The sequence below is a fragment of the Micromonospora sp. NPDC048905 genome (genome assembly GCF_040649655.1).
GTDB lineage: Bacteria > Actinomycetota > Actinomycetes > Mycobacteriales > Micromonosporaceae > Micromonospora.
This window is the reverse complement of the sequence record NZ_JBEZFV010000009.1, coordinates 16417-32788: the sequence shown is the minus strand read 5'-3', so window position 1 is coordinate 32788 and position 16372 is coordinate 16417. Positions and strand designations below refer to the sequence as shown.

Annotated in this window: 15 protein-coding genes; 10 read left to right on the top strand and 5 right to left on the bottom strand. The window is 71.1% G+C overall.

Annotation, left to right across the window (positions count from 1 at the left end):
- Positions 1 to 20 precede the first annotated feature (20 nt).
- Positions 21 to 380: a YraN family protein gene (locus AB0C01_RS23410; protein WP_357572114.1), complete on the bottom strand. Its 360-nt coding sequence runs from the start codon at positions 378 to 380 to the stop codon at positions 21 to 23.
- A 221-nt stretch (positions 381 to 601) separates the two neighbouring features.
- Here AB0C01_RS23410 and AB0C01_RS23405 point away from each other — a divergent pair, with 221 nt between their 5' ends.
- The 5 genes from AB0C01_RS23405 (at position 602) to frr (ending at position 5665) form a co-directional block, all read left to right on the top strand.
- Positions 602 to 1813 (top strand): hypothetical protein, encoded by a 1212-nt coding sequence (locus AB0C01_RS23405; protein ID WP_357572113.1) that lies wholly within the window; start codon positions 602 to 604, stop codon positions 1811 to 1813.
- Between the two features lie 391 nt (positions 1814 to 2204).
- The gene (rpsB, locus tag AB0C01_RS23400; RefSeq protein WP_357250346.1) at positions 2205 to 3137 is read left to right on the top strand and encodes a 30S ribosomal protein S2; all 933 of its coding nucleotides are present in this window, start codon (positions 2205 to 2207) and stop codon (positions 3135 to 3137) included.
- Positions 3138 to 3267: 130 nt separating this feature from the next.
- On the top strand, positions 3268 to 4095 hold the full coding sequence (gene tsf / locus AB0C01_RS23395; protein ID WP_357250343.1) for a translation elongation factor Ts: 828 nt from the start codon (positions 3268 to 3270) through the stop codon (positions 4093 to 4095).
- 161 nt (positions 4096 to 4256) lie between these two features.
- On the top strand, positions 4257 to 5024 hold the full coding sequence (gene pyrH, locus AB0C01_RS23390) for a UMP kinase (RefSeq protein ID WP_030487501.1): 768 nt from the start codon (positions 4257 to 4259) through the stop codon (positions 5022 to 5024).
- Positions 5025 to 5107: 83 nt separating this feature from the next.
- A complete protein-coding gene (frr, locus tag AB0C01_RS23385; protein WP_357250340.1) occupies positions 5108 to 5665 on the top strand; it encodes a ribosome recycling factor in 558 nt (185 codons plus the stop codon).
- Between the two features lie 52 nt (positions 5666 to 5717).
- On the opposite strand, the gene AB0C01_RS23380 is transcribed toward frr, so the two are convergent.
- Positions 5718 to 6161, bottom strand: a complete 444-nt coding sequence (locus tag AB0C01_RS23380; protein WP_357572112.1) for a hypothetical protein — start codon at positions 6159 to 6161, stop codon at positions 5718 to 5720.
- Between the two features lie 369 nt (positions 6162 to 6530).
- On the opposite strand from AB0C01_RS23380, the gene AB0C01_RS23375 reads away from it, so the two are divergent.
- The 3 genes from AB0C01_RS23375 (at position 6531) to AB0C01_RS23365 (ending at position 10523) form a co-directional block, all read left to right on the top strand.
- Complete coding sequence (locus AB0C01_RS23375; protein ID WP_357572111.1) at positions 6531 to 7973, top strand: phosphatidate cytidylyltransferase; 1443 nt, start codon at positions 6531 to 6533, stop codon at positions 7971 to 7973.
- Positions 7974 to 8077: 104 nt separating this feature from the next.
- A complete protein-coding gene (gene rlmN, locus AB0C01_RS23370) occupies positions 8078 to 9235 on the top strand; it encodes a 23S rRNA (adenine(2503)-C(2))-methyltransferase RlmN (protein ID WP_357572110.1) in 1158 nt (385 codons plus the stop codon).
- Between the two features lie 31 nt (positions 9236 to 9266).
- Positions 9267 to 10523 (top strand): DivIVA domain-containing protein, encoded by a 1257-nt coding sequence (locus AB0C01_RS23365; protein WP_357572109.1) that lies wholly within the window; start codon positions 9267 to 9269, stop codon positions 10521 to 10523.
- 76 nt (positions 10524 to 10599) lie between these two features.
- Here AB0C01_RS23365 and AB0C01_RS23360 read toward each other — a convergent pair whose 3' ends face one another.
- A complete protein-coding gene (locus tag AB0C01_RS23360) occupies positions 10600 to 10821 on the bottom strand; it encodes a DUF2631 domain-containing protein (protein WP_130408195.1) in 222 nt (73 codons plus the stop codon).
- A gap of 190 nt (positions 10822 to 11011) precedes the next feature.
- Between AB0C01_RS23360 and AB0C01_RS23355 the strand changes: the two genes are divergently transcribed.
- On the top strand, positions 11012 to 12592 hold the full coding sequence (locus AB0C01_RS23355) for a Rieske 2Fe-2S domain-containing protein (RefSeq protein WP_357250325.1): 1581 nt from the start codon (positions 11012 to 11014) through the stop codon (positions 12590 to 12592).
- Positions 12593 to 12773: 181 nt separating this feature from the next.
- Here AB0C01_RS23355 and AB0C01_RS23350 read toward each other — a convergent pair whose 3' ends face one another.
- Both AB0C01_RS23350 and AB0C01_RS23345 read right to left on the bottom strand, forming a co-directional pair.
- A complete protein-coding gene (locus tag AB0C01_RS23350; RefSeq protein WP_357250321.1) occupies positions 12774 to 14369 on the bottom strand; it encodes an NAD(P)/FAD-dependent oxidoreductase in 1596 nt (531 codons plus the stop codon).
- Positions 14370 to 14506: 137 nt separating this feature from the next.
- On the bottom strand, positions 14507 to 15349 hold the full coding sequence (locus AB0C01_RS23345) for a YhjD/YihY/BrkB family envelope integrity protein (protein ID WP_357250318.1): 843 nt from the start codon (positions 15347 to 15349) through the stop codon (positions 14507 to 14509).
- A 51-nt stretch (positions 15350 to 15400) separates the two neighbouring features.
- Here AB0C01_RS23345 and AB0C01_RS23340 point away from each other — a divergent pair, with 51 nt between their 5' ends.
- The gene (locus tag AB0C01_RS23340) at positions 15401 to 15952 is read left to right on the top strand and encodes a GNAT family N-acetyltransferase (RefSeq protein ID WP_357572108.1); all 552 of its coding nucleotides are present in this window, start codon (positions 15401 to 15403) and stop codon (positions 15950 to 15952) included.
- Positions 15953 to 16372: the final 420 nt, after the last annotated feature.

The window sequence follows — 16372 nt, the reverse complement described above, 5'->3', positions numbered from 1 at the left end:
GATCCTTCGGGGCGCGCATCTCAGAACGCGCCCTTGAGGTGGTCCACCTGTGCCGGGCCGGCGTCGGGCAACCGCACCGACAGCACGTCGAAACGCACCTCGTCGGCGGTCGTGCCGGTCTCGGAGAGCCAGCGCGCGGCGAGCCCTCGCAGGCGACGGGCCTTGGCCGGCACGACCGCCTCGGCCGGGGTGCCGAAGTCGTCGCCTCGGCGGGTCTTCACCTCGCAGAAGGCGAGCACCGGCCCATCCCACGCGATGATGTCGATCTCCCCGGCCGGGCAGCGCCAGTTTCGGGCGATGGGGCGAAGACCCGCCTCGGTCAGGTGCCGGGCGGCGCACCGCTCGCCGTACGCGCCGACCGCCTGGTTCCGCTTCGTCATGGCCGGAACCGTGCCCGCCCGGGTACCACCGCGGCTACTCCGACGGTGGCTCACCTGTGGACAACGGGGTCGCTGTGGACAGCCGGACGATCATGCCCGCGGTGTGCTAGCGGCGTTGGGCCTCCCCGACCGATGCCGGCAGCGCGGCTGCCTGCGCTGCGGGGACCGGTGGCGCGTGGCCGACCGGGCTGAGATGGCGCGGGCGTGGCCGGTCGCATACGGTGCCTGACGTGGACGGACGACGGAGTTTTCCGGAAGATCAGGAGTCGCGCTGGTACCCCGACGAGCGGGGTCGCGGTTACGGCGAGTCGGAGTGGCGCGGCGCGGGCGAATCGCGGTACCGGGACGGCGAGATCCCCGAGCAGCGTGGTGCGGAAGACAGCCGCTCCGTCGAGGACACCGGCGTCCGCCGGCGCCGCGAGCCGGACTCGGGACGCTTCGGCGCCGTCGACGCCAGCCGCTTCGGTACGCCTGAGTCCGACTCAGGTCGGCTGAGTGCGGTGGACGGGGGCCGCCTCGGTACGCCGGAGTCGGACTCGGGACGTTTCGGTGCCGTCGACGCATCCCGCTTCGGTACGCCGGAGTCGGACTCGGGTCGACTGAGTGCGGTGGACGCACCCCGCTTCGGTACGCCCGAGTCGGACTCGGGTCGCTTCGGCGCCCTGGACGGTCAGGCCGGTCGGTTCGGGGTGAGTGAGGCAGATTCGGGGCGTTTCGGTGCGGTCGACCCGGGCGCCGCACGACCGGAGGTGGACGGTTATCGGGCCACCCGCTCGCGGCGGGCGGATCGGGACCCCTCGGAGATCTCCGGTGAGCTGCCCGGTCGTCGGGCGGCCCGGGAGGCCACCGCCGCGACGCCCCCGCTGACCGGCCCCCCGCTGAGTGGCCCCCCGCTGAGTGGTCCCGCTCCGGAGGCCGCCCGCGACACTCCGTCGGCGGCCGTCCCGCCGGGCGGTGTGTTCGCCGAGCAGGCTCGTCCCGCCCCGCTCGGTGGCTACCCGATCGTCGAGCCGACCCGGGCCGGCGACACGCCGCACCCCCTGGAGATGCCGACCGGTCCGATGCCGGGGATCGGCCCCCGGCCCGACCTGCCCGCCGCGGAGCCGCCGACCTACGCCCCGGTGGCCGACGGCGTCTACCGGACCCGACGGCCGGTGCTGGCCGTACTCTTCGCTCTGCTGGTGTTGATCTTCGAGATCCCCGCGCTGCGGGTGCTGCTGGCGGGCGTGACCGGCGATCCGGTGGACGCCGGGAACGTGGTGGTGGGTATCGCCCTGGTTGCCGGGCTGCCGATCTTCGCGACCGGGCTCTACGGGCTGCGAACCGGCGGTCTGGCGCTCGCCGACGGTGGTCGGGGCTGGTTGCGCCCACCCACCGCCTACCTGACCGTCGGCCTCGTGCTCTTCCTCGCCGCCGCACTCGCGGCCGGCTGACCCGGCCGGCCTCGCGCCTTCGGGTCCAGCAGTTCCGTGGGGGGACACGGCGCCGCCGGGTTGGGACAACAACCAGGAAATAGTGGCCTCCTGCGACGCGGAGGGCACTATTTTCGCGAACCAGTGCGATCTTCCCGGCAACTTCCGCGATGGAGCTGAGCGGCCCACCCCGCGCACCCCGGGGCGGGTGGACGGGTGAGGGGCGTACACTGGCCAACTGGCGACCGCCTCGTGCGGTCGACCTCGCGCGCCCTCTTCACGAATCGTCGTGGAGCGACGGCCTCCCTGGTCCCGATCTTGATCGGGTCCACCATGGGTCGGCGACCAGGCGCCAGGACGCCCGGCCACCGGCCGGGCGTGACAACCAGGGATCTTGAGGAGTACCCCAACCATGGCCGTCGTGACCATGCGCCAGCTGCTGGAGAGCGGTGTCCACTTCGGGCACCAGACCCGGCGCTGGAACCCGAAGATGAAGCGCTTCATCATGACCGAGCGCAACGGCATCTACATCATCGACCTGCGCCAGACCCTCGAGTACATCGAGAAGGCGTACGAGTTCGTGCGTGGGACCGTCGCCGAGGGTGGCAGCATCCTGTTCGTCGGCACCAAGAAGCAGGCCCAGGAAGCGATCGCCGAGCAGGCGACCCGGGTCGGCCAGCCGTACGTCAACCACCGCTGGCTCGGTGGCATGCTGACCAACTTCCAGACGGTGTACAAGCGGCTCCAGCGGATGAAGGAGCTGGAGGGCCTGGGTGACCTCAGCGGCACCGCCGCCGGTTACACCAAGAAGGAGACCCTGCAGCTCTCCCGCGAGAAGATCAAGCTGACCCGCACCCTCGGTGGTCTGCGGGACATGCAGAAGCTTCCCGCCGCGGTCTGGATCGTCGACACCAAGAAGGAGCACATCGCCGTCGACGAGGCCCGCAAGCTGGGCATCCCGGTGATCGCGGTGCTGGACACCAACTGTGACCCGGACGAGGTCGACTTCCCGATCCCGGGCAACGACGACGCGATCCGCTCGGCCGAGTTGCTGACCAAGGTCGTGGCCGCCGCCGTCGCGGATGGTCTGATCGCGCGTTCCGGCCGTCGCCGGGGCAACGACGAGAAGCCCGAGGGTGTCGCGAGTGACGAGCCGCTGACCGAGTGGGAGCGCGAGCTGCTGGAGCCGAAGAAGGCCGACGAGTCGGCCGCCCCGGCCGAGCAGCCGGCCGCTGCCGCCGCCGAGCAGCCCGCCGCCACGGCGACCGAGCAGCCCGCCGCCGCCCCGGCCGAGCAGCCCGCCGCTGCTGCCACCGAGCAGCCGGCGGCCGCCACCGCGGAGTGATCGCATCGCCGCTGCCCGTCCGTTTTCGCAGACGGCGGGCAGCGGCGGTACGCCGGGCACGATCTGCCCGGATCCGGGTAACCGGCACCTCTGACCATCCACACGCCGTCTCAACACCGAAGAGAGAGCCATGTCCCAAATCACCGCCGCGGACGTCAAGAAGCTCCGCGACCTCACCGGCGCCGGCATGATGGACAGCAAGAAGGCGCTGACCGAGGCCGAGGGCGACTTCGACAAGGCCGTCGAGATCCTGCGCGTCAAGGGCGCCAAGGACGTCGGCAAGCGGGCCGGCCGTACGGCCGCCAACGGCCTGGTCGCCCACTCCGGCAAGGCGCTGCTCGAGCTCAACTGCGAGACCGACTTCGTCGCCAAGACCGAGTCGTTCATCGCGCTGGCCCAGCAGCTCGTCGAGCACGGCGAGCGCGCCGGCGTGAACACCGCCGAGGAGCTGCTCGCCACCGAGCTCGACGGCAAGGTCGTCGCGGACCTGATCCAGGAGCAGTCCGCCAAGATCGGCGAGAAGCTGGTGCTCAACCGGTTCGCCCGGGTCGAGGGCACCACCGCCGTCTACCTGCACCGCAAGGCCCAGGACCTGCCGCCGGCCGTTGGTGTGCTGGTGTCGTACACCGGCAAGAGCGACGAGGCGGGCGACGCCGACGCCCGTGGTGTGGCCATGCAGATCGCCGCGATGCGGCCGAAGTACCTCACCCGGGACGAGGTTCCGGCCGAGGTCGTCGAGTCCGAGCGGCGCATCGCCGAGCAGACCGCCCGCGAGGAGAACAAGCCCGAGGCGGCCCTGCCGAAGATCATCGAGGGTCGGGTGAACTCCTTCTTCAAGGACTACGTCCTGATCGAGCAGGCGTCCGTCGCCGACAACAAGAAGTCGGTGAAGCAGCTGCTGGCCGAGGCCGGCATCGAGGTCACCCGCTTCGTGCGGTTCGAGGTCGGCCAGGCCTGAGCCGCCACCGGGCGCCACGTGCGCCCGTGGGCAGAAGACGTCAACGAGGAGGCCGCCGGTGTACGTGACAGGCACCGCGGCCTCCTCGTCACATAGGGTCGGCAGCGGCAGGTTCGCGGTACGCGCCGCACGGGGCGTGCGCGTGGGGAAGGGCGGGGCGGATGACGCAGGTTGTGAGTGACCGGACGCTGGAGCTGGACGATCCGACGGCGCCGCCGCCGGGGCGCGCCCGCCGAGTGGTGCTGAAGCTCTCCGGTGAGGTGTTCGGTGGCGGCGCGATCGGCGTCGACCCGGACGTCGTCCAGGCGATCGCCCGGCAGATCGCCACCGTGGTCCGCCGCGGCGTGCAGGTCTCCGTGGTGGTCGGCGGCGGCAACTTCTTCCGCGGCGCGGAGCTGCAGAAGCGCGGGATGGACCGGGCCCGCGCCGACTACATGGGCATGCTCGGCACCGTGATGAACTGCCTCGCCCTCCAGGACTTCCTGGAGAAGGAGGGCATCGAGACCCGGGTGCAGAGCGCCATCACCATGGCCCAGGTCGCCGAGCCGTACATCCCGTTGCGGGCGATCCGGCACCTGGAGAAGGGCCGTGTGGTCATCTTCGGTGCGGGCGCGGGCATGCCGTACTTCTCCACCGACACGGTGGCCGCCCAGCGGGCTCTGGAGATTCGGGCCGACGTGGTGCTGATGAGCAAGAACGGCGTGGACGGCGTCTACACCGCCGACCCGCGGATCGATCCCACCGCCAGCAAGCTCGACTCGATCACCTTCTCCGAGGCGCTGCGCCGCAACCTGCGGGTGGCCGACGCGGCGGCGTTCAGCCTCTGCATGGAGAACGGCCTGCCGATGCTGGTGTTCGGCGCGCAGGGTGACGACACCATCATCCGCGCGGTGGGTGGCGACAAGATCGGCACCCTGATCACCGCCTGAGCCCCGCCGATGGCGACGGCACCGGCGGTCCTGACGACTTTCAGCAGAGCCCACCACGAGCACAGAAGGAGGCGAGGAGACCGGTGATCGACGACACCCTCCTCGAGGCCGAGGAAAAGATGGATCGTGCGGTTGAGCACGCCAAGGAGGAGTTCGGCGCCATCCGTACCGGTCGCGCCAACGCCGCCATGTTCTCCAAGGTCATCATCGACTACTACGGCACGCCCACGCCGCTGACCCAGATGGCGTCGATCGCGGTGCCCGAGCCGCGGATGGCCATCATCAAGCCGTACGACAACTCGCAGATCAATGCGATGGAGAAGGCGATCCGCGACTCGGACCTCGGGGTGAACCCGAACAACGAGGGCAACCAGCTGCGCATCCTGCTCCCGCAGATGACCGAGGAGCGTCGCCGCGACATGATCAAGGTGGCCAAGAACAAGGGCGAGGAGGCCAAGGTGGCCATCCGCAACGTCCGCCGCCGTGGCAAGGAAGAGCTGGACCGGATCGTCAAGGACGGCGAGGCCGGCGAGGACGACGGTCGCCGCGCCGAGAAGGAACTCGACGACCTGACCCAGCGCTACGTGGCCACCATCGACGACCTGGTGAAGCACAAGGAAACCGAGCTGCTCGAGGTCTGAACCATGCTTCGAGGCCCGTTCCCGACATCGGGAACGGGCCTCGTGTCGTATCTCAGCAGGGAATCCAGACGGTCCTGGTGCCCTCGGCGAACTCCTCGTTGGTGGTCGCGTCGCGCAGCGAGAAGTGGGCGGTGGCGCGACCGGGGTGCAGTGCCGGGGTGATCCGGGCGAAGGCCATCGCGAGCTCGACCGTGCCACCGTCGCAGAGGATCTCGCCGGCGCCGTGGCCGCCGGTGGCCCAGAGGGTCGGCAGGCCGTCCTGCACCAGCGAGGCCGACATGAGGACGATGCCGGCCGGGCAGTGCCGGGCGGTCGCGGTGACGGCGGTCGCCGGGTACGTCACCCCCGGCTCACCGACGGGCGGCTCGAACGGGAACAGTTCGCTGGCGTGCCGATCGATGGTGATCCTGGTCGGTGCGGTGGTGGCGGCGGCTGGTGCCCCTGCTCCGAGGACGATCGCCGCGGCCGCCAGCACCCCCAGACTGATCTTGTACATGTGCGTGCCCTTTCCCCGTGGTCACGTCGGCGGAGACCGGCGCGGCCCCAGCGGACCACGTCGGGCGGGTACGGCTCAGTACCTGATCGTGCAGCGAACGAGTCGGATCGATGGCTGCGAATCTGCGTACCGGATGGGTGCGTTTCGGTCGCGATGGCCTGCCGGCCAGGGGCGACGCCCGTCGCCGTGCCTCGTCCGCCGTGCCGGTCCGGCGGGTGCAGTAGGCTCGGCAGGATTCCCGGCCACCGGGCGGTGAACACCGGGGATCGACCGACCGTCGGGGCGGTCAATCGGAGGAACATCGCACGTGTAGGGGATGCTTGTGGTCTTGCGTCATGTGGTGGTTCTCGCGCCCCGTCGCGGTGCGTGATGTCCCACCCCGACCCCTACGGCAGCGAGCCTCGCGGCTGGGACCGCCCGGAGCACCCAGTGGCACTGCCCTGGCCCGAGCAGGACCTGGACGCCGGCCAGTGGCAACGCCGACCCACCGCCGGTCCTGAGCTGTACGCCGACCCGCGTACCCGGCCACCCGCCGACCCGCACCCGACGGACCCGTACGACGAGCGTGGCCGCGCGGTCCGCCCGGACGACCGTTTCGACGACCGCGACCGGCGCGACCGTTTCGACGGCCGCGACCGGTACGACGACGACCGGAACCAACCCGACAGGTACGACGACCGGGGTCGCGCCGGCCGGTACGGCGATCGTCCGCCCGCCGGCCCGGACGGCGCCCCGGCCCGCCCCGGTGACCCGGAGCGGTTCGACGAGCCCGGCCGGTTCGACGAGCCCGGCCGTTACGACGGCCCGCAGCCGTTCGACGGGCCGGTCCGTTACGACGACGACGCCGGTTTTCCGACCGCGCAGCTCGCGCCCATCGGGGCCGAGGTGGCACCGGACCTGCCGCCGGCGACCGAGCCGGATCCGCCGGGTGGCCGACGGCCGAAGGGCCGACGCCGGGCCAGCGTCGACCGACCGGCCACCCAGCAGGTGGGCAACGGGCGGGCCGGCCGCAACCTGCCGGCGGCGATCGGCGTGGGGCTCGGTCTCGGCGCGCTGATCGTGGTGCCGCTGATCTTCTACCCGTTGGCGTTCCTGCCGGTGATCGCCGCCGCCGTCGCCGTCGGCAGCTGGGAGATGGCCCGGGCGGTCCGCCGCAGTGGCGCGCACCCGCCGCTGGTGCCGTTGATCGCCGGCGGGGTGCTGACCGTGGGTCTGGCCTGGTTCGCCGGTCCGGACGCGCTCAGTCTCGGACTGCTGGTCACCGTGCTCGGCACCATGATCTGGCGGCTGGGTGACGGTCCGGCCGGCTTCCAGCGGGATGTCACCGCGACCACCCTGATCGCCGTCTACGTGCCGTTCCTCGCCGGTTTCGCGGCGCTGCTGGCGGCGGCGCCCGACGACGGTTGGATGCGGATCCTGGCCACCCTGATCGCGGTGGTCCTCTCCGACACCGGCGGGTACGCGGCCGGCGTCTCGTTCGGTCGCCACCCGATGGCGCCGTCGATCAGCCCGAAGAAGTCCTGGGAGGGTTTCGCCGGTTCGGTCACCGCCGCGGCCGTGGGCAGCGCGCTGCTGCTGTGGCTGATGTTCGACCTGGAGCCCTGGTGGGGTGCCCTGTTCGGGGTGGCCATCTCCTGTGCGGCGGTCCTCGGCGACCTGGCCGAGTCGATGATCAAGCGGGATCTCGGCGTCAAGGACATGAGCAACCTGCTGCCCGGCCACGGCGGGCTGATGGACCGACTGGACTCGATCCTGTTCGCGGTGCCGACCGCGTACCTGCTCCTGGCGATCTTCGTGCCGGCGGTGAACTGAGGTATGAATCACGGCGTCCTGGTCATCCGGCTCCGGTGGTGGCGGCCCGTTCGACACCTCCGGACCGGCACCTGCCGCCGAGGGCGTGACACACTGGACCAGCCATGACGAGCCTGCCGTTGATCCCCGCCATCTCGGACGCCCCCGCCGCGCGCCGGGCCTCCATGCCGCCGAAGCACCTCGCCGACCTGGACCTGGCCGGCCGCCAGACGCTGGTCACCGAGCTGGGTGAGCCCGCCTTCCGCGCCAAGCAAATCTCGAATCACTACTTCGGGCGGCTGGTCCGCGACCCGCAGGCCATGACCGACCTGCCCGCGGCGACCCGGGAACGGCTGTCCGAGCAGCTCATGCCGACCCTGCTCACCCCAGTGCGTGAACTGGCCTGTGACGACGGCGCGACCCGTAAGGCGCTCTGGCGGCTGCACGACGGCGCTCTGGTGGAGAGCGTGCTGATGGGTTATCCGGACCGGGTGACCGTCTGCATCTCCAGCCAGGCGGGCTGCGGGATGGCCTGCCCCTTCTGCGCGACCGGCCAGGCCGGGCTGACCCGCAACCTGTCCACCGCCGAGATCGTCGACCAGGCCGTGTACATGGCCGGCGTGGCGGCCTCCGGCGCGGTGGTCGGCTCCCCGCCGCGGCTGTCGCGTGTCGTGTTCATGGGCATGGGCGAGCCGCTGGCCAACTACAACCGGGTCATCGGGGCGATCCGCCGCCTGGTCAGCCCAGCTCCGGAGGGGCTCGGCCTGTCCCAGCGGCACATCACCGTTTCCACGGTCGGCCTGGTTCCGGCCATCCGCCGACTGGCCAGCGAAGACCTCTCAGTGACCCTTGCGCTGTCGTTGCACGCGCCCGATGATGATCTGCGCGACGAACTCGTGCCGGTGAACCAGCGCTGGAAGGTAGCCGAGGTGCTGGACGCGGCGTGGGACTACGCCGCCCGGACGGGCCGTCGCGTGTCGATCGAGTACGCGATGATCAGGGACGTGAACGACCAGCCGTGGCGAGCCGACCTCCTCGGGCGGCTGCTGGCCGGCAAATTGACCCACGTGAACCTCATTCCACTCAATCCGACGCCGGGCAGCCGCTGGGACGCGAGCCCGAAGCCGGTTGAGCGGGAGTTCGTCCGGCGGTTGCGCGATGCCGGGGTGTCCACCACCGTACGGGACACCCGAGGTCGCGAGATCGACGGCGCGTGTGGTCAACTCGCCGCCGCCGAGGACAACGACACCTTCACCGACCGCGCCGGAGAGGCACCGGCGTGACCGGGCGTAGCGAACGAGACCAGGAGACATAGTGGCGAGTCAGGGTCAGCGTTTCCGGCGCAAGGCGCTCCGCCGGGGATACAAGGTCGACGAGGTGGATGCCTTCCTCGACCGGGTCGAGGCGACGCTCGACGGCCGCCAGGTCGGCGCGCCGGTGGCCTCCCAGGAGGTCCACGACGTCGTCTTCCGGGTCCGCTTCAACGGCTACGACGAGTGGCAGGTCGACCTGCACCTGGACCGGGTCGAGCGGCAGTTGGCCGAGCTTGAGGAGCGCACCAGCGCCGGTCGCGGTGGCGACCCCCGGATGGGTGACCGGATGGGTCCACCGGACCGGATGGGGCCACCGATGCGCGATGACCGCGGCATGGTCCCGCAGCCGATGCCGCCCCGGCCGATGCCCGCGCAGGCCGGTCCTCCCGCCGATCGCTACGGCCGCTACGACGAGCCGACCGGTGCCTTCGCCGGTGGGTACGACGCCCCCCGCGGCGGCTACGACGCGCCGCGAGGCCCGGCCGGCCCCGGCCCGATGGGACCTGGCGGCCCGATGGGTCCCGGCGCTGCGATGGGTCCCGGCCCGATGGCGGGCCACGGTGTTCCGCCGCGCGGCCTGCCCGCCGGCCCCAGTGGTTACGGCCCCCCCGACGACCAGCGCGCGCCCGGTGGTTATGGCCCGGACGACCAGCGCTCTCCCGGCGGCTACGGCCCGGACGATCACCGCGCGCCCGGTGGGTACGGCCCGGACGATCACCGCTCTCCCGGCGGCTACGGTCCGGACGACAAGCGTTCGCCCGGCGGCTATCCCCCGGAGGAGCCGCGCTTCGACGGCTTCGAGGCCGGGCGGCACGGGCGTACCGACATGACCGCGGAGATCCGGATGCCGGAGCGGGACCTGCGCGACATGCGCCGGGGCCCCGCCGGTCCGCCTCCGCTGGCCCAGCAGGGCATCGGTGGGCCCCCGATGGCCGGCCCGCCCGCCGTGGCCGGTCCGCCGATGGGTGGCCCGCCGATGGTCGGCCCGCCGATGGCTGGCCCGCCCGGCAGCGATCTCTACCGGGTCGACCAGATCCGCCGGAGCTTCCAGGTGCGCCGGTTCGGCAGCGGGTACGACCCGGACCAGGTGGACCGGTTCTTCGACACCCTGCTCGGCGGCATGCAGCGCCGCAACCCGATGCCTGTCGACCCGAAGGACCTGGACACGCTCCGGTTCGGTCTGGTGCCCGGTGGCTACTTCGAGGCTGAGGTCGACGCCGCGCTCAAGGACGTGCAGGACATCCTCTTCGGGCGCTGACCCCGAGACGTACGGACGAGGGCCCGTTCCCCGGGTGGGGGCGGGCCCTCGGCGTTGTCGTCCGGTGCGGGTCGGGTCAGGAGCGCAGACCGTTGCGCCGCAGCACGATGTCGCCGATCACGATGATCAGCAGCAGTGCGGCCAGGCCGATCAGCCAGATGTCCTCGACCCTGCCCTCGTGGTTGCCGCAGATCATCGCCAGCAGCGCCAGTGCGGAGAGCACGGCGCCGATCTGCCCGGCCTTGCGGTGCCCGGGCTTGTGCTGGTCTGGCGACGTTACCGGCTCGCTTCCTGCCACTGTCGGTCCTTCCCTCGCGATCGGATCTTTGGTTAGTCTGGCACGCCTCGTACCGGCCCCGGCGCAGGGTCCGACCAGTGAGCCCTTCCCGGCTGGTCGAACGGCACTACCGGCGTCGCGGGGCGGCGGTCCGACGCACTCCGGTAGCGTTTGGCGTACACCTGATTGTCTGTTTGAGGGGGACTGTGCGGTGCGAGTGACCGGAACCGGGCACGCCAGCATGCGGATCGACACGGCCGCGGGCAGCATCCTGTGCGACCCGTGGGTCAACCCGGCCTACTTCGCGTCGTGGTTCCCGTTCCCGGACAATTCCCTGCTCGACTGGGACAGCCTGGGCCAGGTCGACTACCTGTACGTCTCGCACCTGCACCGGGACCACTTCGACGCGAAGCACCTGCGGGATTTCGTCTCGAAGGACGCTACGGTCCTGCTCCCCGAGTTCCCGACCTCGGAGATGGAGGACGAGTTTCGGGCGCTGGGCTTCACGAAGTTCCTGAGGACGCCCAACGAGCAGGTGGTGGAGCTGCCCGGCGGCCTGAAGATCATGATTCAGGCGTTGACCAGCCCGACCGACGGGCCGATCGGTGACTCCTCGCTCTGGGTCGAGTACGACGGGGTACGGCTGCTCAACCAGAACGACGCCCGCCCCACCGACCTGAGCGTCTTCGCCGAGCTGGGGCACGTGCACGCGCACCTGCTCCAGTTCTCCGGCGCGATCTGGTACCCGATGGTCTACGAGTTGCCGCAGGCGGCGAAGACCGCGTTCGGCAAGCAGAAGCGGGACCGGCAGTTCGACCGGACCTGGCGCTACATCGACGACCTGAAGGCCGACCACGTCTTCCCGATCGCCGGCCCGCCGTGTTTCCTCGACGACGCCCTGTGGCAGTTCAACGACATCCACGGCGACGAGGGCAACATCTTCCCCGACCAGTCGGTCTTCCTCTCGGAGTACGCCAAGGTCGGTGGCACCAACGGGATCGTGCTGCTGCCGGGCAGCGTCGCCGAGGTCACCACCGAGGGCGCGAGCACCACCCACCCGGTGCCGGTCGAGGAGTTCTTCGCGAACAAGGTCGCCCACCTGGAGGAGATGCGGGAGCGCAAGCGCCCGATCATCGAGGCGGAGAAGGCGTCCTGGCGGCACCCCGAGGTGGACGTGCTGGGCGAGATGAAGCGTCGGATCGAGCCGCTGCTCGACGAGTCGATCTACCTGGCCAAGGGCGTGGGCGGTCCGGTCCGCTTCGATCTGGTCGGCTACGACGGCGCGAGTGTCGAGTCGATCGTGGTGGACTTCCCCGGCAAGGAGGTCCGGCCGTACGCGGACGAGAAGGTCCGCTACCGGTTCCGGACCGAGCGGTCGCTGATCGAGCACCTGCTCTTCATCGACGAGGTGGACTGGGTCAACTCGCTCTTCCTGTCCTGCCGGTTCTCGGCGGCCCGGATCGGCCAGTACAACGAGTTCGTCTACGCGTTCTTCAAGTGCCTCTCCGAGGAGCGACTCCAGTACGCCGAGGGCTGGTACGACGAGCACGAGCGCAGCACCGACGCCGAGGACATCACGCTTGGCGACTGGGTGGTGCAGCGGCGCTGCCCGCACCTGAAGGCGGACCTGACCCGGTTCGGCATCGTCGAGGGTGACCAGCTCACCTGCCAGCTGCACGGCTGGAAGTTCGACCTGCCCAGCGGCCGCTGCCTGACGAGCGTGGGCCACAAGGTACGAGCCCACCGCGTGGACGCGGAAACCCCGGCCCCCGCCGGCGAAGCGGTGATCTGACCCCGCGCCTCCAGGCGCGCGTCGATCATGGAGTTGTGGTGGGTGACAAAGGTTGCTTACGGTCTCAAAGCAGGCACCACAAGTCCATGATCGACGCGGTGAGGGGGATCGCGCGGTGAGGGGGCTCGCGCGGTGAGGGGGCTCGCGCGGTGAGGGGGCTCGACGCGGGGAGGGACCGGGGTCAGCTCGCCAGGTCCGTGAGGATTCGGCGGGCGGCGTTGTGGCCGGCTGCGCCGATGACGCTGCCGGCCGGGTGGCAGCCGGCGCTGCCGGCGTACACACCGTCGATGCCGGTGGCGTAGGGCATCCGGTCGGTGAACGAGACGGTGTTGTCGACGTGGTGGATGTGCCCGCCGGTGATGCCGAAGTGCGCCTCGATGCCGGGCGGGGGCAGCGGCACCGCGTCGGCGATCAGGTCACCGGTGCCGGGCGCGTACCGTTCGACGATCTCGATCAGCCGGTCGACGTAGCCGGGCAGTTCCGCGTCCCAGGTGGTGCCGGCCAACTCGTACGGGACCGACTGGACGAACAGCGCCGACGAGTGGTGCCCGGCGGCGTCGGAGAGCGACGGGTCGACGGTGGTGTGCAGGTACCACTCGATCGTGGGCTCCGCCGGCAGCCGCCCGGCCCGCACGTCCGCCCACATGTCGCGCAGCGCGGTCATCGGCGAGGTGGCGTCCCCGCCGACCAGCGACGCGGACCCGGGCAGCAGGTGGATGGTCGAGCCGAACGGGCTCGGCGTACCGTCCGGCAGGCAGGAGAACCGCGGCAGCCCGCTGAGCGCCAGGTTGAGCTTGAGGGTGGTGCCGGGACGGCGGACCGCCGCCATCCGTTGGCCGAGCGGCGCCGGGAGCGCGCCGTCGGGCAACAGGTCCATCAGCCGGTACGGGTCGCACGCGCCGAGCACCACCCGGGCGGCGACCTGCCGTCCGTCGGCCAGCACGACTCCGCTGGCCGCGCCGCCGTCCAGGGTCACCGCGTGCACCGGCGTACCGGTCAGGATGGTCGCCCCGGCGGCGCGGGCGGCCTCGGCGAACGTCCGGGAGACCGTGCCCATCCCACCCTCGGCGATCATCCAGGTGCCGCCGGAGCCGGGCAGTCTGCACATGTTGTGCACGAGGAAGTTGTGACCGGTGCCGGGGTCGTCCGGGCCGGCGTTGAGCCCGGACAGGCCGTCGGTGACCGCGTACATGCTGACCAGCAGCTCCGAGCGGAACTCGAACCGGGCCAGGTAGTCGGCGACCGAGCCCCGTACGAGGTCGACGAAGACCTGCCGCAGCGCTGGGCGGACGTACCGCTCGGCGGTCTCCTCGGCGGTCAGCGGCTCCGCCAGCCAGGCCGGGGCGAGGTCCTCGCGCAGCGCCGCCAGTTCGGCCTGCATGGCGTCGTCGGCGGCCACGTCGGCGGGGGAGAAGAACTCCGCGAGCTGCGCCCGGGTGGCGGCGGTGTCACTGCCGAAGAGCAGGTACGGCGAGCCGAGGCCGCCCGGTGTGGGCAGGAAGTAGTGCGGGTCGCGGCGCAGCACCGGGATCCGTACGTCGAGCGTGGCGAGCAGTTCCGGGGGCATCAACCCGAGCAGGTACGAGCCGGTGGAGTGCCGCAGCCCCGGCACCTTCGGGAACGGGGCCTCGGTGCGGGCCGCACCGCCGATCACGTCGGCGGCCTCCAGCACCAGGACATCCAGGCCGGCGCGGGCCAGCAGCACGGCGGAGACCAGACCGTTGTGCCCGGCACCGACGATCACGACATCGGCGCGGGCGGGAATCTCACTGCTCATGCCGCGGCAGCCTAGTCCGCCCCACCACCCAGGTCACCCCTCCGCTCCCCACCCACCCCACCCCACCCCCGCCCCCGCCCCCGGTGATCAAGAGCTTTGCGTCAAGAAGTGGCCTCCCGGTGACGCAAAGCTCTTGATCAACTCGGCGGGGTGGGGGTGCGGGTGGTGCGCCAGCGGGAGAGGGCCAGGGTGGCGGAGTAGCCGGCCAGGACGATCACGTGGAACAGGTAGAGCCAGAGGAGTACGGCCACCCCGGCGCCGATGTCGTCGAAGCCGCCGAACGGCACGCCCAGGTCCAGCGGGAGCGAGGCGAAGAGCACGAAGCCGTGCAGGAAACCGGAGAGGTTCGCCGCGGTGAACGACCCGATCCCGATTGTGGAGAGCCAGTCCGGTGACGCCGGGCCGACCACCCGGAACACCCACACCAGCACGGGCGTGAGCACCAGCCAGACCGCGAGGAACGACAGCACCACGCCGAGCACGCCGAGCCAGCCGCCCTGGCGGACGAGTCGGGTGGTGAGCGGGAGCGCCAGCAGGATCGAGAGCAGCAGGGCGGGGGCCGGCGCGAGCAGGGGCAGCAGCAGAAGCCGGCCCCGCCAGCCGATCAGGTGCTCGTCGGAGCGGGGTGCGGCGACCGAGACGAACGCCCGGCGCAGACCCTCGCCGTAGAGGGACGCGGGCAGGAGGGAGGCCAGTGCCAGCAGCGGGGTCAGTTCCACCCCGGCGTTGACGAGCGCGTCCACCGCCCGGGGTGCGCCGATCGCGGTGGGCAGGGCTTCCACGGCGTACGAGGTGAGCCGGCGTACCCGGTCGGCCCCGGCCACCAGTGCGGTGAGCCAGATCGCCAGCAGGGCGACCGGCACCACGGCGATCGCCCCGTAGAAGGTGATCGCGGCGGCGTGCAGCGACAGGTCCCGACCGCGCACCGGACGGAACGCGGCACTGGTGATCCGTTTCGTGCGCTGCCATCCGTTGCCCATCGGGTCCTCCTTCCCTGTCGTCGGGGCCGTCACTCCTTAAGATCGCCGGTCATGACTGTTCTCACCACCGAACGCCTGATCCTGCGCGATTGGACCGACGATCCGACCGATCTGGCTCGGATCTACGACATCTACTCACGTCCCGAGATCAGCCGGTATCTGGGCGCGGCGCCGGGTCTGCCGATGACCAACCCGGCCCAGGCCGCCGAGCGACTGCGGAGCTGGCAGGAGCGGCACGCCGCCGACGGCGGCCGGTACGGCACCTGGGCGATCGAGGTACGCGAGACGGGGCAGGTGGTGGGCACGGCGTTGCTCAAGCCGCTGCCGGGCCGGGATGAGGCGGTGCGGACCGACGACATCGAGGTGGGCTGGCACCTGCACCCGGACGCGTGGGGTAACGGCTACGCCACCGAGGCGGCCCGCGCGGCGGTAGCCCGGGAGTTCGCCGCCGGTGCCCGGGAGATCTACGCCGTCGTGTCGTCGGGCAACGAGCCGTCGATGGCGGTGGCGCGGCGGCTGGGCATGACCCATGTGGGCCAGCGCAGCGACTGGTACGGCGGCGAGCTGCTGGAGACCTTCGTGCTGAGGGCACCAGATGCCTGATCGTTCTCGCACGACCTGACGCAAGATCCGCGCAAGTTCGGGGAAGGTGTCGCCTCCAGTCGTCGGGAGGTGGCCCCTTCCCCGAATTTGTGGGCAGGTTGGCGCTGGTGACGGCTGCCAGGGCAGACAAGTCCGTCAATAGTCACGGTGGTCGAAGTGTTGACGCTCCCGTAGCACGTCAGTAACCTTTGGCCAAAGTAACGCAAGATTTTGACAAACAAGTGCACTGTTCTGTGCACCCTCTCGGAAGATTCAACGGGCCTCCTGGGGAGGCCCGTTGATGGTCGTACCCATCTGGTGTTTCCAGGACGAGCGGCGCCCCCGCGCCGCCCGGACCTCCGTCTCTCTCGACACCGGCCCTCGCGCGTCGGCCGGCGCCGCACCGCCGCACCCCCGCCCGGTGGTCCCGCCACCGGGGCA